We start from the raw sequence: 25,479 nt of genomic DNA, 5'->3' as shown, positions 1-25,479 counted from the left end.
CGCCTTTAACCATGATCGTTCAATCTCTGTCTTGGCATGGTGTTGCATTGAATTGCTTATCCAATCAAGATCCTTAACGTGAGGTGGCTTATGGAAAACAGGGAGAGAGAAAAGAACGAGAGTGTGCAGATTGCTGAACGCTTGCTCGAGGGAACTCTCGAAGCTTCTGCGATTCTTTCTGCCGAGGGGAGAGTAGTTGTTGAGAACAGCGAGTGGAGAAGGTTGACTTCTGATTACTGTTATGAATTAAGCTTTTTGAACAAAGATGTGGTAGATTTCCCCTGTTTATTCAACCTGTTGAACGGCTCCAGTTCTGCAAGACTCAGTTCGTTCATCAATGGAGAGATAGATAATGTCTCTTTCGACCTAAGCGATTCAGTTCAGACTCGAAGGTCACATTTGTCGCTTAACATTTTTTGTCTGGGGATTTCGAAGAAACTATCATATTTGATGACCATGACTGACAACAGCGAATCTACCAGTATTCGAAACGCGTTGAGGGATATAGTGTACCTTGACTCTCTCTCTGGATTTGGAAATGAATGCTCTCTGCACACTCATCTTGCCAGCAAAATGCATACTTCAAGAGTTACTGGAAGCTCCTTTTCGATTGTATGTGTCACATTATCAGATTCTAAGGAGATAGTTGCAATGTTTGGAAAAAGAACCGCAGATATTTTGGTGCAGAGAATTAGCAGAAGACTTGCAAAAGCAGTACCAAAAGCAGAGTTTTTCAGGGTCATGGATGATGTCTTTGTTATCGTAATGGATTTGAGCGATAGGAAGGAAGTTTCTTCGACAGTGATTTCCTTATTATCAGCTTTGGAGAGCCCCGTCGTTGTCACTGATACTGAAATATCTCCATCCGTTGCAATCGGAATCTGTCAGTTTCCCGTGGATGGGGAGAGTTCAGACGCTCTTTTTAGTAACTGCCTTTCATCTGTATTTGCAGCAAAAAGAGAAGGTTTGAAGTGGCGATTCTACAGCTGATTATTCGAGGTAGAAGACTAACGCATCGTAGTCCCCTTTATTAGAGCCCACATCCCCGTCACTCGATGCGGAGAAACCTGCTAAAGCAAATCCGTTGCCTGATCTTGCGACTGCGAGGCTCACATCTTCCAGTTCTCCGCCAAGGTAGTTTTCCCAAAGCAAATTCCCGTCGACATCAAGCTGCAGAAGCCAGATGTCACTATAAGCTAATCCAGCTCTTTTCAAGGAAGTGCTTTCCGAACCTTTCCTTTCCAGATTTGACTCGGAGAAGCCGATTGCTTGAATACCACCAGAAGGGGTGACGAAAAAATCTTCAACAAAGTCGTTCCCTTTTCCTCCCAAGCATTTCGTCCATAAGATTTCTCCCACTTCTGAGAGTTTTATTATGAACCCATCGTAATCGGAAGTTTGCCGAGAGAAGGTGCCTCCTGTGGAGCTGGTTGAACCCCCAACAAATATATCTCCGTTTGCGTCCACTTTTACAGAGGATGGGAAATCCTCGCTCTCTCCACCCAAAACTTTAGACCAAAGTACCTCACCATTGATGCTAACTTTGATCACCAGAATTGATGAGAATTGTAGAGTTAATCCGTTAATTGATAAGCTGCTTCCGGTATTCCCTTCGGCCTCTCCATCCATTGAAGTTGTTTCTGCAACAATCACTATGTCTCCTTTGGGATCAAGATTGAAGGCAACTGCCCGTTCAAAGGAGCTCCCACCAAATGATTTTTGCCAGACTTCCGATCCCGACCTATCCAGTTTTATCAGAACGACGCTTTTTTCTTCTCTATTGTCTGAGGACTTCGTTCCCAGAATCAAGTATCCATCCTCGACCTCAGCGACTGCGACAGCTTCATTCTGATTTCCGCCAACTGTGAATCTCCAGCTTTCATTTGCGTATCTATTGAGTTTGATGGCCAGCAATGAAGATTCTTCCCCAGATTTGGGACTAGTTAAGTCGAGGTTTTTGCCTGCGACCAGAAATCCGTTATCGTAGGTCGGTATTATGTCAATGAACTCGGTCCAGCCAAAATCGAACTTCTTCTGCCAGGCAAAATAGCCGTTACCGTCAAGTTTCACAACCCATCCTGCTCTCGAAAGATCTTTCGCTGAGGAATTCGGAACCGGTTTAGCATCTACAGAACCTGCAAGAATGAAGCCCCCATCTGAAAGAGGCCTTATTTTGGCGAAGCTGTCTCTTCCGTCAAAACCAATAACCCTTTTCCATGTCAGTTTGGGAATCTTCTTTGTTCTGAATGACCAGATCGGGCTTCTGATTAGTCCACCCTTTTCATCGTCAGCCAAAACCTGCCAGCTGTATTCTGTGCCAGGTTCAAGAGAAGGCAAGCTATAGGTGGTTTCCGCAATTTCTTTAGCCAAGACTTCAAGTCTTTCAGCTCCAAAGTAGAGACTATAAGACAGGCTGTCTCCATCGGGGTCTTGGCACTTCCATGAGAGAACCAGGTCATTCATGAAATCCTCAACACCATCGTCTGGATAAGGAGAGTGGGGCTCTTCTGGCCAGTGGTTCTTGTCCATTACGATTATGCTAAAGGTTTCGCAGCGCCACTGTCCCAACTCGTCAATTGCTTTAATAGTCACTCTGTGCGCGACAGGAGCTTCGCGCAGCCCTGCGGTGTATCTATATTCAGTACCCTGAATCTCGCCCACCCCACTGACAATTTCGTAAAAAATGCTTTCTGAATCTGAAGTGGTGAGTTCTTTCAAGTCAATCTCCAGAAACTCTCCCTCAAAAAGCTTCTGGTTTGTGATTGCAAGAGCAGGGGGTGGAGGTGGATTTTCTACTTCAATCTCAATGGGAACAACAGCTCTTGATCTTTCCGACTGTACAACGATCTTCACTATGTCATTGGGGCAGCTTAAGGATTTTGTATCTATTACAAGAAAATCGTTCTCTATTCTTCCTTTCTCTCCAACGACTGAAAAGGCAAGGGCTGTTCCATTGCTTCTTACGAAGTCTGCAATTGGTAATGAAAGTGGCTCGCCGTATTCTACTGTTACACTACCACACTCCAAGACTTCGAAATCTGCGCTTTGTCCCTTCAGAAGTCCAAAGCCTGAGACAACTGCTAGGACTGCGAAGCAGACCATTGCAGCAAATAGTATTCTCCTCATAGTCAAATCAAAGCCTTATCTTCCGTGTCTTCTTCCTTGAAGACTTTGCTGCCAGAAACAAAATCAGAGGAAGGATTATTACAATCGGAATCAACCAGTACCAGATCTTGCCGCCTTCCCTTTCATTTTCCGGAGGGGCAGAGAGTGTGAACGATGCTCGAGCTGAATTGCCCTCAACATCATTTGCTATTACAAGATGCTCCCCATACTCGCTTACCATAATGTGCATTTCCTTTTCTCTTTCATTTACTGGATATGTCTTTCCGGAAACAACGACTTCTTTTACGTTAACGTCATCGCTTACTGTGAAGCTCAGGATCCTTTCAGCACCCGAAACAGCATACTGAACTGGTTCTCCGCTGATTACTGGATCTGCAGTTGAAACCGGGTTTCCAGATAGATATTCCTTTTCTAGCCAGCCATAATCGGAAACATAATAGCAGCTTTCGCCTTCCTCGGTAACTTTGACTTCTTGGCCAAATCCCAGACTCTCGTGATCTCTGCAAACCCAGAAGCTTCTAGATTCGGCTTCTAGTGAGAATGTTGACATTGCTTTGTTTCCGTCATGATCGTATGCATTGACAGTATAGTCACCCGTTCCCTGAACTTCTGTTCTAATCTCTACCGAAACTGAATTTACGGCAAGAGGAGTTACGGTGAGGTCGGGGGAAACAATTTCAATCAAAGTCACTGTACTGTTGTCGGAGACGGACAACTCCAGATACTTGGTATCGCCAATAGAAACCTTCTGGGCTTTATCGCCGGTTATAACAGGTGGTTCAATATCAGGAGCGACTCTCGAAAAGTAGTCTCTGTCAATCCACTCCCCATTCACAAGGAATGTCAGTTCACGAAAGTCGCCAATGATTACTCTGTCGCCTCTCTGATAGGTACCGATTTCTTTTACTACGTACATCACGGTTTCTTCAAAGTGAACGGTTACAATTTGTTCGTCGTAGGACCCGGAATCATCATAAGCTCTGATGATGTAGTCGCCTGCGCCATCGGGGTTGAAAACAACTTCTCCATCTTCACCTATATCCACTTCTTCTCCATTCACTGTCACTCTTTTGACAGGCTTGGAAACCGAAAAATCCACCGTGCTTTTTTCTATGCTTATGCTCAAGGAAGAAGGAGTGTAGATTCTTGGTAACTTATCTAGTTGGAGAAGAAGTGAATTAAGCTCTCTTGCGACTTCCATAGGGCTAGATCCATCAGCAGTAGTGACTCTCTCAAGTGCCAGTGCTGAAGAAACCCAATTTCCATAGGAATTATAAGAGAAATACTCTCCGTCTCCAAACCCTATCAAGGTTCCTATTGCAGAAGCCTTTTCAATATCCCATATTTTCAAAGTTCCATCTGTGGAAGATGAGTAAAGCACATAACCATCATTTGAAAGAACTATCTCGCTGACATCCCAGTTGTGGCCCGTTATCATATTCACAAGATTGAAAGAAGGAAAGGAAAGACTCTTTATCGTTCTGTCGGAGGATGCAGTGTAGATTACCCCATTATCGATGAGGATCTTTGTTAGTTCTGCATTGTGAACTCTAGATGTCTTCAGAGGGGACCAGGTCTTAACATCATAGGATTTAAGATGGCCCGCCTCAGATCCAATTAAAAGAACTGTTCTTTCTCTATCCATAGAGACTGCGGTGAGTGACCCGATCTCTGCCCTGATAACCTTAACCTGCTGTCCACTTGATGTATCCCAGATTCTGAGGGTGCCATCTTCCGAAGCTGAATATAGACGATTTTGTTCAGGCCAATCGACAATGGAGTGAACGGACCCGGAATGGCCTCTGAGAGTTCTTATGAACGATAGACTTGAGAGTGACCATATCTTCACCGTTGCATCTGAGCTGCATGAATAAAGTGTCTTACCGTCTTCAGTTACAATCAAGTCATTCACTGCACTAGTGTGACTACTCAAGGACTTTATTTTCTTCCCAGTCAGGAGATCCCAGACGATGATTATTCCATCATCGTAGCCCGCTATTCCCATCTTTCCATCGGAAGAAACAGCAACAGAAGTTACCCAGGCGCTGTTAAAAGAAAGATTGTGTAATAATCTCCCATCTAAAAGATTCCAGACTTTGATTGTATTATCAATATATCCAGAAACAAGTCTCTCGCCATCTGGACTGACTGCCAACGAAGTAGCGCTGAAAGCCTTGCTATCTGGCAAGTACTCTATGCCATATGCAACAAGAGAGAAAAGCAAAGTTGCTAAAAGAGCTATCCTTCTCAAATCTATCACCCTGAATAGAATTTTCATTCAATTCTACCATTCATGGCCCTTCAAGAACAGTCCAACCTATCGGTCGAGAAACCTCTGAATCTCCAATCGATAGCCGTCGGGATCCCTTGTGAAAAAATGATAGATATTGAACTTCTCGTTTATGGTCGGCTCGGTGCATTCAACACCCGCTTTGATCAATCTTTTGTAGAACTCACCGACTTCATCGGTGAGTAGAGTTATTATTGGATTATCTTTTCTAGGACTAACTTGAAGATGATGACAAAAACCAATCATACCACCGCCCGCGGTGAAGAAAATCTGGCATGTCCCCTGATCTCTGAACAGTTCAAGCCCAATCAAACCTTTGTAGAATGAACTCGTAATACTCAGGTCTCTTGTGCCAAAAAAGACGATAGTGTTTAATAATACCTTCACCACTCGATCCTCCCTTCAAAGCAAGGGTCCGATCTACGATCGGACCCTTCCGGTTGATCTTCCATACATAATTCGGGTACTATGAGGACGGGTTGCACTTAAAAGGGTGTAGGTGTGCTTTGCACTGGCCTTGCTATCTTGCTAGTATCGATTTGTCTTTCATCTCGGTTTTACAAGAATTGAGACCCCTATATTGAACCAACAGTTCAGTACAAGTGTATATTTTTATTTGCGTATATATTACATTAAGTGTTCCGCACTTCTGTTTTCAAGAGTATCATCCTGCTTGGCAAATATAAGTTCTTGATCTGCACTATCATCATCACAACAAGCGATCCTAACTGAGTTGATTTGAAATCCTCTGATCAGGATTTCCCGCATTGTCTCTTTCGGTTTGAATACAAAACCTGCACTTACCGACGTAGGATTGATGGTACGATAATGGAGCTACTGGCTTCTTTCGATAAGGAGACAGCTCTTTCTGCGAAGCATTTGTCTTACGGACTAGCGTTTCAGTGCTTATTCCTATTTGAGAGAAGAGCCCAGAAGCCTTCCGTGGCCTGTTGCATATGTTATGGATCTTGTGTGACCACTGCAATCACCGATGAACTTTAGATTTTTATATCGACCGTTGTTTATCTTGTTCGAGTAAAACTTGACTTCAACGGCATACATAAGATTGTCAGGATAAGCTACTCCAGGAATTACCTCGCTGAGTTTCTCAATAAACTCGGTAATAGAAACAGATATTCTCCTGGGCAACACAAGATTTATGTCACCCAGAATGAAATCACTTTCAGGTAACGTAGGTTTAACCCTTCCCAACCTCTTTGTTCTCTTGGTCTGCATGAAGTCCTCATAGGTCTGAAGAATCACTTTCCTGCCACCGGCAAGAATGTTGCTTAATCTGCTTATATATGAGCCGTAACCTATTGGATCACGAAAAGGTTCTGTGAAACGCGTCGTGCAAAGTATTGCGAAGTTTGTGCTCTCTGAACTCCCTCCAGAGTTGGAGTGGCCGTTCACGGTCACAAAATCGTCGTAGTTCTCCAGAACGACCTTTCCAGATGGGTTATTGCAGAAAGTTCTCACTGTATATCCTGTCTTGGCCTTCAATCTAACCTTGAATTCGTACATCTCATTATTGATCTCTTCCACGACATGGTCGGGAAGTTCAAATCTGATTCCAATATCTACCGTGTTACTGGATGCGACGATCTCCGGATATCGACCTGTTACCTTTTTTATAAGTGAGTGGCCACTCCTGCCCACAGCAACTACTACATAATCAAACTCTGCTTCGAATCCCTCTCCTCTAAGAACAATTCTTTCCTTTTCAATGTCGATTTCATCGACCCTCGAGCCAAAGTGAAAGTGGACGTTCTTTCTCTTTGAGAATTCGTCGAAAATCCTTGTAAGAACCGAACCCAGTTTATCGGTCCCTATATGCCAAAACCTCGAGTTCACAGGTTCAAACCCTTTTTCATAGAAAAGGTCGAAGAATGAGGATTTTCTGTCAAAGGATGTACCAGTTTTGACGTTGAGCTTGTCTTCGGAATGCAGTTTTTCCAGATAGAAATCAACCACACTTTTCTGAATGGAGAGTGGAATCTCCATGTCACCGCCCATGGTATCTGATACGAAAATCTTTCCATCCGACCTTATTCCGCTTATGCTTGAACTAAAAATATCCTTTGAGCGTTCAAGAATGTGAATCTCATGATTCTCATCAATCACCTCACTCATAAAGCCTATTGATGCTGCTCCAAATCCGATAACTCCAATTTTCATGTGATAAGTCCTTAACGGACAATTCACCTCCCCCGGTGCATCGTTATTCCCAGCTAAATCTGTATTTATCAAGCCCCAGCTCATCCCTAAGCTGCACTAGTTGTTTCCTCAAGATCTCATTCAAAGGGGCTCCTTTGTCCTTTCTTGACAGCCATGCGAGGTGTTCCTTCTCTCCAGCGGTAAAGATCCGCTCTTGTCCGGGGGCCTTTTTCGATGCCCTAAGCTCTCTGAGGATATCACCTGCAAGTTTCCTGAATTCTTCTACTGGAGTGAACGGCTCGATATCTATTGCAATGAAGAAATGACCTATTGGAATAGGCCTTTTTTCACCATTAGACCCTACACCCGTCAGCATCTTCAAATAGCTGCCTGCCTGCAAAGCAGCTGAAAGAATCTCAACTACTGTTGCGTAGCCATATCCCTTGTATCCGGCAGTTTCCTCACCAATACCTCCCAGTGGAGTCAAAGCGGCTTCCCCTTTTGTGAGATCAATCAGAATTTGCTGAGTATCTGTTCTCGGTCTACCATCAAGACCAATCACCCAACCTTCAGGCAGCTCCTTGCCAGCTCTGGCATAGACTTCAATCTTTCCTCTCTGAGCCACAGAAGTGGCGCAGTCGAGAACAAAGGGGAAGTCTTCGTCTGTGGGAATCCCGAAAGTGAGTGGATTAGTTCCCAGCATATTCTCCACTCCGAAAGTTGGTGCAATAGATGGGCGGGCATTCGTGCCAGTAACTCCTATCATGCCCTCTTCAACGGCCATCATTGGATAATAGCCGGCTATTCCGTAATGTGTCGAATTGCGCGCCGCCACCATCCCCATTCCATAGGTCTTCGCCTTCTCGATTGCGAGCTTCATTGACTTGTAAGCGACAACATGTCCCATGCCGTTGTGCCCGTCAATTACAGCTGTCGTGGGGCTTTCCCTAATGATCTCAAACTCTGTGACAGGATTCTGAATTCCTGACCTAATGCGATCAACGTAGATTGGTTTCAGTCTGCCTATGCCATGTGAGTCGATTCCTCTCTTGTCTGAAGTTATGAGAACATTGGCACAAAGACTTGCATCCTCTTCAGGAACGCCGACACCAACAAAAACATCTTTCATAAAGGCTTCTAAAGTATCGAAGTCAACCCACGCAACATCGTCATACATGTTTTCCACAAAATCACTCCTTTCTTTCTACAGCCAATTATACAATCAGCATAAACCATATACAGTTTATCAAGTAATCTTCCATTCAGTCTGGTGTATCTGTCCTCGGATTCTTTGCCCTCGTAGCAGATTAGATGATTATCTCAGAACTCTCAGCAGGAGACGGCTTGTTTTTATGAGAAAAAATCGAGTACAATGGATTTACGGAAAATTCACATCATAGAGCTTTGTGATCATCCTATAGTTTGTTAGTTTTAAGAAAGAATGGTGAATCGCTTGAAAGACAGAATTGGACCGGGAGTATATCTTTACCCTATGCCATTAATAGTGGTTGGTACGATTAACGAAGAGAGGCCTAATTACACTACAGTTGCCTTTTGTGGGGTTGTAGAAGTTCAGCCGCCTATGCTCCAGATTTCTTTGGCAAAGACTAGGCTTAGCTGCAAGAATATTGAGGAGTCTGGTTACTTCAGCGTGAATGTACCCTCTCTCGACATGCTTAGAGGTGTAGATTATATGGGAATCTACTCTGGAAAGACCACTGACAAGTCGGAGCTTTTCGGCACCTTCTTTGGAGAAAGTGGAAGCGTTCCAATGATCGAAGAAGCGCCTTTGAATATGGAATGCAAGTTGGTCAGGAGTTCTGAATTTGGTGGAGTACACGTGACATTCGTCGGCGAAGTTATTCAAACATATTGTGCAGAGTCGTGCCTTGTCGACGGTCTTCCAGACATAAGGAAGATCAGTCCAGTGACGTTCTCTGTCTACGATAACTCCTACTGGTCTATCGGCATGCACCTTGGGAAGGCATGGAATATAGGTATAAAGTACACCCCTCCAAGAGAGGGCGTGGAATAAGCCCCGCTTTTGGAGGGATGAGATGTTTCATTTCTTCTCGTAAGAGGTCGGTCCTTTAGACCAATCCGTTTTGTCTAGCCATTCTTTTGGATAGCCTGTCGGCTGGGCCATATTGCCTTTGTCGCTTATGAAACCATCGTTATACTTCACTATCAAATACTCTGAGAATTCCCACCAGGCCTGGACAATCTCTTGAGAGTTTCTTGAACAGAATCTCGCGAGGTAGTCAGCAGCCTCCCTCGGTTTTGTCGGAAGAAGCGTGGCTGCGCTCGCTTCGATTTCCGGAAGGCGACTTAGGGAAAGTGCTTCATATTTCTGTTGCATTAGTCTGATTTCTTCGTGCATGTAACTGTATTTCAGAGCGGCCCAATTGGACACGAAGTTGAACGCCCACCAGGCGCTGTCCCTGCTGAAGTTTGAAGTATCGCAGACTTGAATAGAATTAGGCAGATTGCTTACTCCTGCGTAGAAGGGAATGAAACAAGTATCGGCAGGTTTATCTAAACCTAACCACATTATTCCTCCGATGGGATCTGGAAGCCATTCCCTTCCCTGACACACGAAAGTGTATCCACAATATGTCACTGATACAGGCCTTTCCCAAGCACCTTCAAGTTGTCGAGAAGGATCACCAACATCACCCTGTCCGTCGTAGGGGCCGTAAAATCTGTCTGGATAACCAAATGGGCCGGCGGCAATCCCTTTTGTTAGGTCGAACTCCGTTCCTTCATAGTGGTCTCGATATAAGTTCATCACGTCATTCGCTGAGAGTCTCCTGTCCGGTTTTATCGAGAATGGATATTCTCTAGTGAAACCGTCTTCTACCCAGGGAGAAAGGTTTAGGCTGGGAGAGATTAAGGAGAAAAGACGCCATACCCTCCTCAAGGAGTAGTACGGGTGATTGTATTCTCCAAGACTCACAGTTTTCAGCCAGTCAAGAAGGCCATCTTCGGGATTCCACCATCCGAATTTCTCTACAACTTCGTGAAGAGTCTTTCCGAATAGGATATCAGGGTCTTCGGGATCTATTTCCCTTATTCGGAATTGGTTTGCAGCTACGAAGACTTCTCCATCGGGAACCTTCTTTGCAACCCAAAGTCCTCCTGTACCTTCAGGAGAAGGAGCCATCTCAATGATCCACGCTTCGTTTGGATCAGCAACGGGCAGTGTTTCACCTGTACCGTAGTATCCATATTCTTCAATCAAAAAACCAATCATTTCAACGGCTTCTCTAGCAGTCTTGCAGCGTTCCAGAGCAACTCGAGAAAGCTCCGAGGAGTAGAAAATCCCTCTCCCAGGTTCGGGACCGATCTGAACCTTTGCTCCGTTAGTGCATTCACCAAACATCAGTTGATGTTCGTTCATTATCCCGTATGAGCCGTCGAAATAGGCATATGTGTGTGCTACTTGGGGAATCATTCCTATTGGAATTGAAGCTGGATAGCCAGATGTATCATAGGCAGGAGCTCTGTCCGACACAATCCTTGGATAAATAAAGCTGTTATACTGAGGGAATTCGCCTATCGCGACTGCCGTACAATAAACCGGTCTAAATGACCCGGGTTCATGATCTTGGGCAGGGACATAGACTATTCTCTGATCGGCTAGATCGTTGTCGTCTGAATGAGCAACAATCATTGATCCATCAGCACTTGCACCCTTAGTTACAATAAGTGTCGTACACGCAAAGGAAGCACCAACAACGATTACAAAGATAAAGAGCAAACATACCTTTGAAGCTTTCATAGTGATTCACCTCTCTTCAGTTGGAAGGCAGATTGAGATTCTTAACTTCTCTGGATTTTTGGGACACTTTGGACTCGCGCATTCCTAACTAATCAGTGTTGTGTTCATTGAAAATCCTTCCAGAGCATCAAAAGAAACAGAAAGATCTTCATTCCCGATTTCACAATCAATAAATGGCAACTGCATGGTAAGGCTAAACTATTGGATATCAAAAGGTCCTTCTTTCGGTTCCCTATCTACCGAATTCTGGACACTCACCCTAAGAGGTTCTTGATTTCCAAAAAAGAAGTCAATGAATGCTTTCCGCTCATCATCGGTCACATTCATAGCGTAGTTCGCGAACTGTCCGGCAGAAGTGTAGACGGGAACCCAACCATAATTTGGCAGAAAGAATTCGGCCCAGAAGCGTGAACCCAGCTGACCTGAGAAAAGCTGAAACCCGCCACGTGTTCTTGCCGGGATACCTATAGATCTGCACAAAGTTGCAAAAAACACTGACTGCATCCCGCAATCGCCAAAGTGATGCTCATAAGCATAGAGGCTTTCCGGAATTCCGTCTGCCTCAATTGCCGAATGTGCCATGAAACAGTACTGGAAATTTTCTACAACGTAGTAATAGAGTTTCTTCGCCTGCAAGTACTGATTTGTCTCTTCTCCCACAATCGACTTTGCAAGACTTGTGGAATTCTCGTCGAAATAGATATTGCCGAAAGATGCTGTATATTCTCTGAAAAGAACGCTTTCAGTATCGTATTCTCCGACAGTCACAGGATCGATGTCGAACTGCTGTCTGAAGTGTCTGAAAGAGAATATTATTGATATTTCCAAATTCACTACTACAGAAGCAAGATCAAATTCGAAAAAAGCGTATCCGATATTCACTTCGAGTCTGGGATAACGCACCAGTGCTTCGAGTGGGGATACCTTCAGGATATCAATGTCATCCTCGCTTGGGCTGTGCAGCGGAAGATGGAGCCAGATTCTTAGGTAGCCCTTGTCTGGAAGTCTACATCTTTCAGCCTCGATTTGGAATTCAACCAAGAAACTTCTAGGATCGAAATATGGGTACAATCCAGTATTGAAGTCTGCAAATCCCTGGGCTGTTTCTTGGTACTCGAAAAGCATAAATCTGACTATTTCATCGAACCGCACGGCCCAAGACCTTTCTTGACTAACAAATTCAAGGTCTCTGTACAAGAGGTTGTCTTTGAACTGGTTGAAAAACTTTCACGAGTTGCCGACCAACCTTCTCTGGATGTCTCTCTTCTCAATGAAAGCCCTGATTTCATCATCGGACGCTAGATGTGGAAAGTGACTCAAGATTATCTCTTTTGCCTCCTCATAATTGATGGAATAAAGCTTCCTTTGATGTTTTTCCGAGAAGTGAGATACTCCTTGTTTCTTACCGTTTCGATTGAAGAAAGGAATGTTTGAACAATAAAAGCGGCAATGAACAGAACGAGGACCTTTCTCATGTTTCCCTCCTAGAGACCCCGATTTCTTGGCTACGATCCAAATATACTCCTTAAGATGCAAATCGCAAAACTCTCTGACAGCCTCTTTCTTAACAACACGAAGTGATTGAAGAACATTTTTCTGAAGACTCAGTGCTAGAATGATGGAGACAATGCAATCAATTCTTCGTTCAGTTGTTTTTTTCTACAGGGAGGTGCGCAGATGAATCAGAAGGGTCTTTTCAAAAAGAGGAAGCCACCGCTTGGTTCAGTACCTGGAAGTCTCAATATTGACGAAAAGGCACCCTTTCCGGAGATCAAGCTTATCGAATTCGACGGAAACTATCTTAGAGAAGAAATCCTTGAGAATTTGGAAGAACTGAAGTCAATAGTTTTCGAGAGAGGAAAGGTTCACTGGGTTGACGTTCAAGGATTGGGAGACGAAACGCTAATTCGAAAACTTGGCGACATCTTTTCTCTTCATCCTCTGGCTCTTGAAGATGTTACGAATGTCCCGCAGATCCCTAAGGTTGATGAATATGAGAACTGTATCTTTATCTGCCTGCCTATGTTGCGAATGGATGAGACCGGTCTTGTCACAGAGCAAGTCAGTGTCTTTGTCGGAGAGACTTTCGTGCTTACTTTCCAGGAAAGATACGGAGATGTTCTAGACCCTGTTAGGAAAAGGATACGGAGGAACGCTCAGATGAGAAATATGAGCAACGATTACACGGCCTACGCCATAGTTGATACTATCGTTGATAACTACTTTCCTGTATTGCAGGAACTGGGCAACGATCTTGAGAACCTTGAAGATGAGCTCGTGGAAACAGCAGCCAGGGAAAAACTCAAGGAGTTATACATACTGAAGCATAGACTGGCTCATCTAAAGAGGCTTCTTTGGCCTACCAGGGACGCGATTGGGCGTATTTCAAGAGACGGAAGCAAGTACTTTGGAGACCAGACTTCGCTTTATCTCAGAGATGTATATGACCACGTAATGCAGTCGATAGATATGCTTGATCTGAGTCGAGAACTTGCGTCTGAGCTGATGAACCTGTACCTTTCTTCGACCAGTAACAGAATGAACGAGATAATGAAAGTACTGACAGTTATCTCTACAATCTTCATTCCCCTGTCATTCATGGCCGGCCTCTACGGAATGAATTTTCATTATATGCCGGAGCTCTCTGTAAAGTGGGCTTACCCAGCAGTCTTGATTGCAATGGCAATAGTCGTTCTCATAATGTTGTTTTTCATCCACAAAAAGGGGTGGTTCAGGAAGTGATACTCGATTTGTTTCTTCAGAAGCTACCCTATGACCCTAGACAAACTTCTCTTTTTCTTATAAACAAACGCCGTATAGAGTTGGGCTTGTTTTACTGTGCAGTCATCTGAAGTTTCTAGCAACATTCCTCACAATTTCGAGTCGGATGATTGTCTCGTTTTGCAGACGTCCTTCGAGAACTTCCTTTTCTGCTGCTTGCGATTGAGCAATCGCTTTTACGCCAAGAGAATAGAGATTTAAACATGAGAAAGTGCTGTGCGGGATTCAGTCCGGCTCTTGGCATCAGAAGTAATAGTCACTAGAAACTGGAAGTCACTAATCCTTTTCTTTCCAGAAGTAACCAAACCAGCGTTCTTTGGAAAGTTTCCTAATCCAGGGAGAATCCGCTCCCCACTACAGATAGACAGCAATCAACAACGTCAGGGTCGTAGAGTTTGCCCGTCCCTTCAGTAAGTTCCGTAATCGCTGCTGAAGTTTCATGTGCAGGCCTGTATGGCCGGTGAGATACAATCGCTTCAAACACATCGGCGACGGTTACAATTCTCGTTTCAAAAGGAATTTCTTTACCCCTCAGCCCCTGGGGATATCCGGAACCGTCAAGCCTTTCATGGTGCTGCCGTACGATGCTAGATACTGGCCACGGTAGTTCGATTCTTTCCAACATCTTGAAACCTGCTTCGCTATGGCTTTGAATGAGGAACCATTCATTTTCCGTAAGTCGCCCCGGTTTGCTTAGTATTTCAGTGGGCACAGAAATCTTACCAATATCGTGGAGAAGTGCGCCCTCTCGCACAGTATCTATTTGATCCGAGTTGAGCCCCATTTCGGTAGCGATTGCCGTAGCAAGTTTGCTTACCCTTCGTTGATGACCGGCAGTGTATGGATCTCTAACCTCGACCACTGTTGAGAGAGTATCAATGAGGCTTTTAATAGTTCTCTCAGTCGATTCAGGAAGAACATGATGAAAATCGGATTCTGCAAAGGAATAAACGGTTCTTGCTCCCGGTCCTCCAGATTGGGAGCCGTCAATCTTCGTCACCAGGGCTTCGACCTCTACTCGTGATCCATCACTCCGGGTGACGATCACTGACCGTTTATCAACTCGACTCCCATTAGTGATAAGTCTATCCTCACTTCGACTACATCTAGCTTCCATGAAGTTGAAAACTTCTCTCCCAATAATCTGATCTCTCTTTCTTCCGAACAGCTTCTCGGCGGCTCTGTTGGAAAGGATGATCATCCCTTTTTCATCTGTGCAAATCACTGCCTGATCAACTGTATCGATTATGCTTTTTGCAGTTGCTAATTCAATTCGGGTATTGATCTCGGCCGTAATCTCTCTGTGGATACTTACTAACTCTCTGCTGGAAATCGGTCTTATGCAGACTTCTTCGTGATAGGCTTCCTCAGAAAGCACAATTGTCTCTTGCCTCCCTGTTCGCGCAACTCTTTTCAATGCCTGCAAATACAGATGATCGGCCTTGCTAATGGGTCTCTCCAGAGCCAGACCTTCTACGACGGGGAGTCGCGCCAGTCGGTTAAGTTCAAAAGCGAGATTCTTCGCTAAGGGAGTTATTCTTTCGCACGTTCTGTCTACAGAAAAAATCGCTGCTCCTATGAATTGTTCTTCAAAGGCTTTTCTGAATAGCCTGTTGAGTTCGCTGTCAGTCTCAAAATGGTGAATTCGGGTTGCAGATAATGAATAGCCATCTGGATTCTTCTGACTCTCTTCAAAGATATCGGTTGATCTTCCCGGCTTCTCCTTTTTAATCAAAGACTCGATGTTGATGCTATTTGCCTTCTTCAAGATCTTTACATCACGGAATCTGTTTCTGTCGAAATATGAGGAGATGCTCCATACAGCGCCGACATCATCGATAAACATATCGCTAGAACCGAAGAGAATCTCGTACTCTTTGCCTACGACATCTCCGAAGTATCTTCTTGAAGAAAGATTCTGAAAGCAAATTCTTCCAGTGTTATCAACCATCATGACCGCTTCATCAATAAGGTCGAGATTAAAGTCTGTTGATTCATCTAATGACAAGACCAGCTCATCTCTCATTCTTAAGAAATAAAAGTGCAAACGTTGGCTCGAAATTCGGTTGTGATTCTAGTTTAGTTTGCTTCACTTTGAATTCTAACATCTTTCCGGCGGTTTTGAGAATCGGATCAAGTGTTTATGAATGATTTTCATTTCTGAGAATATCATCGAACGTGCGATGAGCAGCTTTACATTTTTTCGAAGCTCATCATCTTTTCGCAAAGAAGACTTCCTCGATTGCAGAAGCTACACCATCATCGATGTTTGAGCAAGTTACCTAATCGCAGACGGCTTTTTCTTCGGGGAATGCGGTCTCTACTGCCACGGCAAGAGCAACTCTCTGTAGAAGGGGGATATCCGTCTAGTGATCTCCGATAAATGCAACTTCTTCACTGGACAATCCATGAAAGTCGAGAAAGGCATCGAGTGCAATAGCATTGGAGACTAATCCATAGTAGATTGAAAGCAGGCCCAATTCGCAACCTTTGATGTGATTTATTTACGGATTTCCTCGCTCTCAACCCGAGACCAGTACACACATCTAAAAATCCTGTGTCATCGGACGTTCTTGTTAGCGAGTAAGTGAACAGACCGGCCAAAATTTGCGTTGATCTAGGCCAAAACGCGTGTCAGAACACCGAAGTCTCCCGTCGCATCCAACTGAAGAAGTCTTCTTTTGTTTATTACCTGGGAAAGGTTGTCTAATACTGTAATTCTGTATTTTTTACTCTGAAGAAAAAAGAGATATGGGTTGACCGTAAAATGGCCCACATGAAACCAATCAGAAACACCTGGAGAATCTGTCCTTACAAGAACATCACAGCCCACAGCAGGTACCAGTTCAAACACGAAAGATGAAATGTTTCCATCAACCCAACGTTTCGCAATCGTCTCATCTTTCCCTTTTATGAGGGAAGCTCCACTCTGAAGGGCGTGGGGCCCTTCAAGATCTTGAATGTTGAGGCATTCACGTGCCATTATATAGTCTTCTCCAGTGAAAACTGCAATCCTTATCTCTCTTCTCTTGAGCTTCTCAATTGCCTCGAGAAAACTATCTGAAATCTCCTTGTTGTCATCCAGCAAAGTACCGTCCATACCAAAAATCAAGGCCTTGAGGTTCTGGAAGTCTATCTCTCGGTCTCTCAACGTTCTTAAAATTCTATTCCCTCTCGCGCCTGTACTCCCACTGAATAGTAATGTTTGATCTCTCTCATTTCGGTGACGAGATCTGCTTCATCGAAAATTTCTGTAGGTGCTTTTCTTCCAGTCAAAACAAGCTCTGTCTCTTCAGATTTTGCAGAAATCAATTTCCTTATGTCTTCGGTAGATATCAATCTATAGTAGTGGGCGATGAAAATCTCGTCTAATACAACAACCCCAAACTCTCTTCCAATAATAATCTCACGTGATCTTGCAAGTCCGTTTCGGGCCGCTTCAAGATCTTGTCTTTCAGGGCTACTCTTTATGAAGCATTTCCTTCCGAATTGCTCAATAACAATTTTGTCTACGTAATCTGGTAATGAGAGTTCACTGTACTTCATGCCCTTGATAAACTGGCCGATGAATACCTTCTCTCCCGCAAGAGCTGCCCTTACTGCAAGACCGATTGCTGCAGTGGTCTTGCCTTTACCATCACCCGTATAGATCTGAACGTATCCTCTTTTCATGGCGACCTCCTCGATCAAGTATTCCAATTCTACTTCGAAATCGGAGTCTGAATATGAATGTCCTGCAAAGTGTGCCCGTTACCAAGTTGGAATTATAGCGAAATTGGACGTCAATAGTGTGCATTTATCAGTTTGTTGAAGATTCTTTTCAAGATGCCAATAAACTGCCAGTTTAGTGTACAAGTGGTGAAGGAGAGTTTTCAAAAAAATGTGAACTAAATCACATAAAATGGAGGTATGAAAATGGCGAAGTACGAAGTGACAAAATCGGTGGATGTTAGAGGCGAGGTTTGCCACGTACCAGATGTTGAGACAAAGCGTTCTCTTGAGAAGATGAAGGCTGGAGAGATACTTGAAGTCTGCATCGATTACGCTATGTCGATGGAAAGGATTCCCGAGGCAGTTAGGGCAAAGGGGCATGAAGTTTTGGAAATAGACGAAGTTGGTAACAGCAAGTGGAAAATATACATAAAAGTCAATTGAATTGAAGGGGTGAGTTGATACGGCCTGACAGGTCTCCTAATTGGTCTTGTTTTCGGAATAATTCTTCAGAGAGGTAGAGTGTGCTTCAGTTCAGTCTTCAGGGATGTATTGCTTTTCAAGGACAACTACCTCCGGAACCCAATTGCCTGCTCGGAGGGAATATGCAGTTATTATCTGGTAGGCGAGGTTGACGTTATCAAGCCCGACCAGCTTCTTGATATGAGAGGTGAATCTTGCCCGATTCCGGATATTCAAGCAAGAAAGACTCTGGAAAACATGAACCCCGAAGAAGTATTGCTTGTTATTGTAGATTACCCACTTTCGGGGGAGAGAATTCCTGTGTCTATTCAGAAAGAAGGCCATGAGATAATTAAAAAGATAGCTGATAAATACGGCGATATAAAGATTTACATAAGGAGGAGACAGAATGCTTGACGCGGTTGTAATTGGTGGTGGGCCTGGAGGTTATGTATGTGCGATAAGAATAGCTCAGCTGGGAAAGAGAGTTGCGCTCGTTGAAAAGGAATATCTCGGTGGGACCTGCACAAACTGGGGCTGTATTCCAACGAAAGCGATGCTGACTTCAGCCCATTTGTACACTGAGATAGCTAATAAGTCCAAGAGACTTGGAATCGAGATATCCGGACTTGATTATGATCTGAAGAAAATCATGTCTCACATGAATAGAACGATCACAATGTCTAGAAAAGGGATTGAGCACCTATTGAAGAAAAACGAAGTTGATTTCTTCAATGACAACGCTGTGATAAAGGATGCGAAGCACGTCCTCTTAGAGCAGAGCGGGGAGATTCTGGAGACGAATAACATAGTTATCGCAAGTGGATCAGAACCCTCCATGTTTAGGCCTTTCAGTGAAGTCGAAGGAATCTGGACAAGCAATGACGTTTTTCGTTTGGAAGAAATGCCAGAAAGCCTCGTAATTGTTGGCGGGGGCGTTATAGGAGTTGAGTTTGCAACATTTTTCAGTTCATTCGGAGTTAAGACGACCTTAGTTGAGCTGGCAGATCACATAATGCCCTCTGAAGACAGCGACGTTGCTGACGAATTACGGAAGTCTTTGACCAGACAGGGAGTCGAGATAATAGAAAAGACTAAGGTCACTGAGGTGGAAAGAGAAGAATGTTCTTTTATCCTCAATGCAGAAGGTGAACAAGAGCTCTCTCTTCAGGCCGAGAAAGTGCTGGTTGCGGTGGGAAGAAGGCCGAACATCACTGAAGACATTAGGGATTTGAGTTTGAAGATTGAGAGAGGGATAGTTACTGACAGCAGAATGCAGACAAGCGTAAAAGGGATCTATGCCATTGGTGATATCAGAGCCGGGATCATGCTGGCTCACGTTGCAAGCTATGAGGGTATAGTGGCCGCCCACAATATTGCGGGCGATGAGATGGAAATGGATTACTCGGCTGTGCCTTCGATAATTTTCTCCAGCCCAGAAGTGGCGTCAGCTGGTTTGAGGGAGGCAGATATCGATGACAAACAGAAGGTAAAGATAGCGAAATTCCCCCTAAGTGCTAACGGAAGAGCAAGAACCGTCCTAGAGAACACGGGCTTTGTCAAGGTGATCGCAGACAAAGAGAGCGGTAAAGTTCTGGGAATGAGTATCGTTTCGCCTTCTGCGACCGAGCTCATCATGGAAGGGGTTGTAGCAGTAAGAAACGGCCTAACGGTGGAAGATCTCGAGAATTCGATTCACCCACATCCGACGCTTTCGGAAACAATATTGGGAGCGCTAGAAGGTATCGATGGAATGAGCATTCACATTTAGAATAGTTCTCTAGAGAAGGTTTTTGCAGTAATTCGTTGCCTGAGTTTCTAGCAAATCGAGGCGAGGGCAATAGCCTGTATTAGGTAGTCTTTGTCTAGTGCAAATCGGGTTAAGGAAAATGAATTCCACTGAGGTTCAAGAGCAATGCTCCTGATGGGAATCTGTCAATCATGATTAGGGTTACGAAGGCTTTTCGGTAAAAGGGCATCCCGATCTACTTTAATCAGGAATGCCCTTATTCAGTATTTCGAGTATTGAGAACAGAAAACTTCCGATTATTGATTTCTGAACTTTCACGCTGATCTTCAGATTATCGCTAGAAAGAACTGTCCCTTGCGCTATTCAAACTAATCACGGACCATTCCTGATAATCCTCAGAGCTCTTTCGAATAGATATTCTTTGTCTGGCTAAAGACCTTTGTCTTGGCAAAAGTGTGCTTATAGAATAACAGATCTAGCTTTATCATTATGTGTCCCTCGGTCTCAAAATCTAACTCAGCCTTCGATTAACTTACTCTTGCAGAGAAACCGACTGGCATCTCCATCTCCGGACGAAGGACACAAGCAATAGTAACTCCAGGATAAAATTTGAAGCCAAACTTTCCTTCAATCTCAGGGGATCCGTCGAAATCGATCTTATCTACAAAGGTTGCATTGTGGTCTATGGAACCTCTTGAATAGCTTTTACCATGAGGTCCGTCGAGGTTGATTTTTGCTTCTACTTCATAATGGAACTTCGGATATACCTCTATCTCGGGACCGAATTGAAGATCAATGCTTGCGACTTCCGTTTCCATCCCATAGAATAGCTCAATGGGTATGCTGATTGTTACGGGGATTCCGCATACGCTAATGCTTACCTTTGGTTCAGCAACCTTCTTCGTTTTTTCAATCTCGAACCCTTCCTTTCCAACAATTTCCAGTATCGAAGAGACTTTTGCCGGAAAGAGAAGCGTTCCATGAGAGCTGAATTTGTTCCACGAAAGATGAAAATCAAGACTGATATTCGCGTCAAGAACCAGTTTATTCTTAATTGCAGCTTTCATCTCATCCTCATCAACGATAGATTCTTCCCATTCCTTTGTGATCAGGTTTGTTGTCACACTTTCTGCAAAGGAACGATCACTTTCGGTTCCGAGTTTCTCTATGATTTCTGATACATCACCCTCAATATTCACTATTAAAGTACCCAGAGCCTCTTCAACAAAAGCTTCTTCCGTTTCGAGTGATACTTTTAAAGGGTCAGAATCATTCACGGAAACAACTCTTCTCAAAGAGTCATTCATTGTGTCAAAGATATAATCACCGGGAGAGAAATGAGGGATAGAAGAAGTCATCGAAAATACGATCTGATTTTCGATTTCAGACGGTTCCTGTACAAGAAGAGAAGAGTTGATCACAAGCGATCTAGGTATAGAATTGCTCACTGCAATTACGCCTCTGGGAAATCTGGTTGAGGAAACCATTGGCGCTTGCTGAACTCTGAAAAGAACTTTTCTAAAGGAAAGTGGAGCGGAGTTTTCTTCATCGGGGATATCGTGTCTAAAGGTTAGAAGGTATCCATCGCTGATAAATGGATCGTGCATGCCGGCGGCGGAATGGTATGAGACGCCAGAGAAAAAATCAGCATCGGATGAGTTCGAGAAATACTGAGATCCTACAGAGACCGGTTGAAAAACAGAGTCAACGCGCTTGACGATTGCACCTTCCGAATCGTAAATCATGTACTCATATTTAATTCCGGTCCCATCTATGGATTTTATGTAAAGATAACCATAGTTTCTCTCCGCAATAGAAGAACCTTCTTCGGGTGTCCACTCCATGCTGAGATCCTGGAATGCAATCAGAGTTCCCTCTCCCAAATGCGAAATCGATATGTTTGAAGGCGAAAAGAGGAGCCCCCCTCCATAATAAGCACCGCCCTTTAGTTCATCAAAGGGCACCCTAACGACAACTGGATTATCTACTACAATGCACGAAGAAAGGGAAAAGACAACAATTACAGCTGCAGCAAACCACAAGAGCGATCTCGGCAAGTTCTTCATTGTCCGACTCCAAGAAAAAAAGAAATAATGGAAACGCTTTGTTACGAAAAACAAAAACAACTAAACTGTTTGACGAAGGGATCCTTCGGGACCTGACCAAGAAGGTTTAATCATAAGATTCGATCTAATGTTACCGTGTATTTGTGATCTTCTATAAGCTCTCTGAGGATGAAGATGGCCAAAATACGCCTATTAGAAGCTTTTCATTGCCAGCTCTTGCTCTCGAAGTCACTTACTCCCTTTTCCGCAAAGTCCTTGTCAGGAAACCCCTCGATTTCTTTCGATTCATCACGTGTGTCGATTGTATAGTAAGCTTCAGCTGGTGCAAATACACATATCTGAGCTGCCCTGTAAGTTCGGAATCTCATTCCACATTTATCACAGAGACCAATATCCTCAACATCCCTTCTGAAATTCACTTCCCTATTGTATCTTCGGCAGAAGGATCTGTTCTTTTCGTCTGTGAAGAAGTACATGGCTTGCGGTTGCCTGGAGTTCTCACCGCCAGACAGCTCGGCTTCCTCAGAGTTTAACCACTTCCATGACGTTGAGTTGAGTCTCTCCAGATCAAGGTCAGTTTTCTTCAAAATATTCACCTCTCGTGACACACCTTTTCAAATGAAATGTTATCATGAATGTACCTAATACACGAGGGGGAATGATTTTGAAGAAGTTTCTACTAATACTTCTGGCAGCGTTTCTTTCGCTCACTCTGATCGGGGCTGAATATGCAGTCAGGATAACAAAAGGTGGAGAAGCAGTATCTAGTGAGTTCTGGATAACAAGAGAGGAAATTGAGCAGGCATTTGGCGCAACAGTGGCAAATGCTGCAAGTCAAGGAATCACACTTGATCCTTATTTTGACAGCTACTATATACCAAGTGAGCTTGGGTTGAAAACCATGATAATACCATATATCGTTGATCAGAAGCTAATAGATTACTATGCGTGGGAGAGCAATTTGATTCCATCTGAAGAGGAAATTGACGCTGAAACCGATTCGATGATGGAAATGTACACTTCAAGTCCCGACATGGTTGAGCAGATAGAGTCGATCTATGGTTCCATGGAAGCCTTCAGATCGGAAATGAGAAACTATGTTTCTGATGCTCTTAAAGCAGCGCTCGTTCAGGAGGCGATAGCCCCTTTAAATGATGACGCTCTGGCGGCATATTTTGATGAGTTCAAGACAGAGATAAAGAATCAGTTTGAGACTATAAGAGCCAGACACATTCTGGTTACTGAAGAGGCAACAGCAACTGAACTAATGAATAGAATCGAAAGCGGCGAAATCACCTTCGCAGAAGCCGCTTTGCAGTATTCGATTGATTCGGGAACGGCGGCTAATGGAGGAGATCTAGGATCACTTCAGAAGGGACAAACTGTCCCCGAATTTGAAGAAGCCATACTTTCCGCCCCTATAGGCCAGCTCTACGGTCCTGTTGGAAGCGAATTTGGATATCACTTGATAATTGTCGAAGAGAGAACGGAAATAGACAGTCTGGAAGACATTATGAATTCTCCGAGTTACAACGACTTTGTGTCAGGTTACCAGAACGATACTTATAGTCGCTGGATAGAGAGCTATATAGAAGAGAACGACTTCGATTATGAGATTCTGGATAATGAGTTCCTCTTCTACAATGAATATGCCGAAGCAAGAGCGACAGAAGAGTCTGCGAGCGAGTTCTTCGTCGAGATAGCGGCAAACATATTTGGCGAGAAGTCTTCATCTGAAGCGCCTGCTATAGAATATGCAGCATTCATCGAACTATCGGAAATGCTTGGTTACACTGACAGTCCAGACTATGAGACAGCAATAAGAAATCTCTTTGAAGTAGGTGAAAAGCGCGGTGTAATAGTGCAGAAGATGTACGAGCTTGATGGTGAAGACCCCGAGGTCACTGCAGCATACTACAACGCCTTGCTTGGGGAACTGGAAAGTACGTTCATGAACCAGGATCTTCTTCAGCAGCAGTTAAGCAGCTATGGACAAAGCTTTGTGGATTACGTATTCAGCACAATTGGAGAGATTGAATCCGGTCTGGAAAGTATGGTCAATAGAGAAATCCCTGATGAATTGAAGGCCGATATTCTTTACATTCTTATAAGGAACAACTCTCTTTCACTTGATCTTGATTACAGCCCTGAGTGGATAGAGGAAAAACTGAGCAAAAGGCTAAGCTACTTCGAGAATCTCATGGAAGTCGACCCCTCCGAAGAGGCACAGGCCGAGATAGATTCAATACTTTCAGAGTTAGAGCAGCTTGCAGCAGAAAAGGAAACACAGAACGCAACTGATTGAACTAACACAAGAACCAAGAACCGGAGAATTCCTCTCCGGTTCTTTTTTTGAAATTCCGTTTCGATCGATTAGAAGAATACCTTCATTTGGAGGACCATTTGTACAACGAGTCAGTCTGTAAGACTCGTATGATCATGATCCTATACCTTTGCCTGCAGGCTCGACCGAGGGACCTGTTGGTTAGTTCCTGTTTTCGCTTCGCTTTTCTTCGAAGAGCTTGGACATACCTTTTGTGAGAAAGACAACGGTAAGAACGGCATTTCCGATACACGATGCTAGAACAAGATAGTGAACGGGAAATCTGTCAACTGCAAATCCGAAGATGGCCGAACCCAAGGGAGTAGCAATCTGTGCAAGAATTGAGATCACAGAAAACACTCTTGATCTGTGACTTGTTGGCACTATACGATGAAACAAAGTTTGAAGCGGCGTGTTCACAAAGGCGTTAAACACCCCCATAACAAGTATAGGTACTCCGAGTGATGCAAAATACAGCCATGAAGCCCCACCGAAAAGCTTCGTGAAGTACGGAAAAAAGAAAGCTGCCAGACAGAAGTTTATAGCTGTTTCCGCGGCCAGACCTCCTGCAAATAGACGACCCTGTCTTTTCTTAACAAGCACCGTTCCTAACAAGACATTCCCAATGAGAACTCCAATTACCCAACCCGATTGAAGAAAGCCGTACTGCTGACTGGAAAAGCCGACCACTGTGCGAGCGAAAAATGGGAAGACAACTATGAAAATCGGAGACGAGAGAAAATTGGAGACCATAGCAAAAATCAGAATCATCATCAGTCCCTTGATTCTTCTCAGAAAGGTTATCCCCTCGGCGATATCGACAAAAACACTCTTCACTGACACCTTGGATTTTTCAGTCGTTTGCTGATACCTGATGAAGATTTCGCTGATTGCTGAGGCTATGAACGACGCTCCGTTAAGAATGAAGACTATCTCAATTCCGAACAGGCCATAAAGAATACCCCCTAGAGCCGGTCCCACAATGTAAGAAACGGAGTTCACCGCTCCCAGTGTGCCAAGAAGGCGAAGAAG

At 44.0% G+C, this 25,479-nt stretch carries 21 protein-coding genes and 1 pseudogene; 8 read left to right on the top strand and 14 right to left on the bottom strand.

All coding sequences use genetic code 11. From position 1 onward, the window contains the following. Positions 1-90 precede the first annotated feature (90 nt). Complete coding sequence (locus B3K42_RS09315; RefSeq protein WP_110991308.1) at positions 91-990, top strand: GGDEF domain-containing protein; 900 nt, start codon at positions 91-93, stop codon at positions 988-990. Here the strand turns inward: B3K42_RS09315 and B3K42_RS09310 are convergent, their stop codons facing one another. The 5 genes from B3K42_RS09310 to B3K42_RS09290 form a co-directional block, all read right to left on the bottom strand. Further along, positions 991-3,126: a fibronectin type III domain-containing protein gene (locus tag B3K42_RS09310; protein WP_292598427.1), complete on the bottom strand. Its 2,136-nt coding sequence runs from the start codon at positions 3,124-3,126 to the stop codon at positions 991-993. Between the two features lie 7 nt (positions 3,127-3,133). Continuing rightward, positions 3,134-5,404 carry a WD40 repeat domain-containing protein gene (locus tag B3K42_RS09305; RefSeq protein ID WP_292598426.1) on the bottom strand — a complete coding sequence of 757 codons (2,271 nt, stop codon included), beginning with the start codon at positions 5,402-5,404 and terminating at the stop codon, positions 3,134-3,136. Positions 5,405-5,443: 39 nt separating this feature from the next. After that, positions 5,444-5,803 carry a VOC family protein gene (locus B3K42_RS09300; RefSeq protein WP_292598425.1) on the bottom strand — a complete coding sequence of 120 codons (360 nt, stop codon included), beginning with the start codon at positions 5,801-5,803 and terminating at the stop codon, positions 5,444-5,446. A gap of 525 nt (positions 5,804-6,328) precedes the next feature. Then, a complete protein-coding gene (locus B3K42_RS09295; protein WP_349680971.1) occupies positions 6,329-7,594 on the bottom strand; it encodes an NAD(P)/FAD-dependent oxidoreductase in 1,266 nt (421 codons plus the stop codon). 43 nt (positions 7,595-7,637) lie between these two features. After that, positions 7,638-8,750 carry an Ldh family oxidoreductase gene (locus B3K42_RS09290; protein ID WP_292598568.1) on the bottom strand — a complete coding sequence of 371 codons (1,113 nt, stop codon included), beginning with the start codon at positions 8,748-8,750 and terminating at the stop codon, positions 7,638-7,640. 276 nt (positions 8,751-9,026) lie between these two features. Here B3K42_RS09290 and B3K42_RS09285 point away from each other — a divergent pair, with 276 nt between their 5' ends. Continuing rightward, the gene (locus B3K42_RS09285; protein ID WP_292598422.1) at positions 9,027-9,608 is read left to right on the top strand and encodes a flavin reductase family protein; all 582 of its coding nucleotides are present in this window, start codon (positions 9,027-9,029) and stop codon (positions 9,606-9,608) included. Between the two features lie 27 nt (positions 9,609-9,635). On the opposite strand, the gene B3K42_RS09280 is transcribed toward B3K42_RS09285, so the two are convergent. The 3 genes from B3K42_RS09280 to B3K42_RS09270 form a co-directional block, all read right to left on the bottom strand. Next, positions 9,636-11,354: a dipeptidase gene (locus B3K42_RS09280; RefSeq protein WP_292598420.1), complete on the bottom strand. Its 1,719-nt coding sequence runs from the start codon at positions 11,352-11,354 to the stop codon at positions 9,636-9,638. Between the two features lie 198 nt (positions 11,355-11,552). Continuing rightward, positions 11,553-12,506 (bottom strand): transglutaminase-like domain-containing protein, encoded by a 954-nt coding sequence (locus B3K42_RS09275; protein ID WP_292598419.1) that lies wholly within the window; start codon positions 12,504-12,506, stop codon positions 11,553-11,555. A 170-nt stretch (positions 12,507-12,676) separates the two neighbouring features. After that, positions 12,677-12,829: a hypothetical protein gene (locus B3K42_RS09270; RefSeq protein ID WP_292598417.1), complete on the bottom strand. Its 153-nt coding sequence runs from the start codon at positions 12,827-12,829 to the stop codon at positions 12,677-12,679. A 202-nt stretch (positions 12,830-13,031) separates the two neighbouring features. Between B3K42_RS09270 and corA the strand changes: the two genes are divergently transcribed. Next, complete coding sequence (gene corA, locus B3K42_RS09265; RefSeq protein ID WP_292598416.1) at positions 13,032-14,096, top strand: magnesium/cobalt transporter CorA; 1,065 nt, start codon at positions 13,032-13,034, stop codon at positions 14,094-14,096. Positions 14,097-14,463: 367 nt separating this feature from the next. On the opposite strand, the gene B3K42_RS09260 is transcribed toward corA, so the two are convergent. The 3 genes from B3K42_RS09260 to B3K42_RS09250 form a co-directional block, all read right to left on the bottom strand. After that, the gene (locus B3K42_RS09260; RefSeq protein WP_292598415.1) at positions 14,464-16,143 is read right to left on the bottom strand and encodes an HD domain-containing phosphohydrolase; all 1,680 of its coding nucleotides are present in this window, start codon (positions 16,141-16,143) and stop codon (positions 14,464-14,466) included. A gap of 609 nt (positions 16,144-16,752) precedes the next feature. Next, positions 16,753-17,286 carry an HAD family hydrolase gene (locus B3K42_RS09255; RefSeq protein ID WP_292598413.1) on the bottom strand — a complete coding sequence of 178 codons (534 nt, stop codon included), beginning with the start codon at positions 17,284-17,286 and terminating at the stop codon, positions 16,753-16,755. Positions 17,287-17,291: 5 nt separating this feature from the next. Next, the gene (locus B3K42_RS09250) at positions 17,292-17,807 is read right to left on the bottom strand and encodes a cob(I)yrinic acid a,c-diamide adenosyltransferase (RefSeq protein ID WP_292598412.1); all 516 of its coding nucleotides are present in this window, start codon (positions 17,805-17,807) and stop codon (positions 17,292-17,294) included. Positions 17,808-18,050: 243 nt separating this feature from the next. Here B3K42_RS09250 and B3K42_RS09245 point away from each other — a divergent pair, with 243 nt between their 5' ends. The 4 genes and pseudogenes from B3K42_RS09245 (at position 18,051) to lpdA (ending at position 20,079) form a co-directional block, all read left to right on the top strand. Further along, positions 18,051-18,290: a sulfurtransferase TusA family protein gene (locus B3K42_RS09245; protein ID WP_292598410.1), complete on the top strand. Its 240-nt coding sequence runs from the start codon at positions 18,051-18,053 to the stop codon at positions 18,288-18,290. Between the two features lie 24 nt (positions 18,291-18,314). Continuing rightward, a pseudogene (locus tag B3K42_RS13775) lies at positions 18,315-18,422 on the top strand (YeeE/YedE family protein); the annotation flags it as partial. Positions 18,423-18,509: 87 nt separating this feature from the next. Beyond that, positions 18,510-18,725 (top strand): sulfurtransferase TusA family protein, encoded by a 216-nt coding sequence (locus B3K42_RS13770; protein ID WP_349680970.1) that lies wholly within the window; start codon positions 18,510-18,512, stop codon positions 18,723-18,725. Further along, positions 18,718-20,079, top strand: a complete 1,362-nt coding sequence (lpdA, locus tag B3K42_RS09235) for a dihydrolipoyl dehydrogenase (protein ID WP_292598406.1) — start codon at positions 18,718-18,720, stop codon at positions 20,077-20,079. Before B3K42_RS13770 ends, lpdA begins: the two co-directional genes overlap by 8 nt. A gap of 506 nt (positions 20,080-20,585) precedes the next feature. Here the strand turns inward: lpdA and B3K42_RS09230 are convergent. Then, complete coding sequence (locus tag B3K42_RS09230; RefSeq protein WP_292598404.1) at positions 20,586-22,124, bottom strand: hypothetical protein; 1,539 nt, start codon at positions 22,122-22,124, stop codon at positions 20,586-20,588. 203 nt (positions 22,125-22,327) lie between these two features. Next, on the bottom strand, positions 22,328-22,720 hold the full coding sequence (locus B3K42_RS09225; protein WP_292598403.1) for a hypothetical protein: 393 nt from the start codon (positions 22,718-22,720) through the stop codon (positions 22,328-22,330). A 68-nt stretch (positions 22,721-22,788) separates the two neighbouring features. On the opposite strand from B3K42_RS09225, the gene B3K42_RS09220 reads away from it, so the two are divergent. After that, positions 22,789-24,429: a peptidylprolyl isomerase gene (locus tag B3K42_RS09220; protein WP_292598401.1), complete on the top strand. Its 1,641-nt coding sequence runs from the start codon at positions 22,789-22,791 to the stop codon at positions 24,427-24,429. 180 nt (positions 24,430-24,609) lie between these two features. Here the strand turns inward: B3K42_RS09220 and B3K42_RS09215 are convergent. Continuing rightward, a partial coding sequence (locus B3K42_RS09215; RefSeq protein ID WP_292598400.1) for an MFS transporter occupies positions 24,610-25,479 on the bottom strand: 870 nt, incomplete at its 5' end.

The organism is Mesotoga sp. UBA6090 (assembly GCF_002435945.1).
In the GTDB taxonomy this organism is placed as follows: domain Bacteria; phylum Thermotogota; class Thermotogae; order Petrotogales; family Kosmotogaceae; genus Mesotoga.
This window is presented reverse-complemented; position numbering and strand designations above follow the sequence as displayed.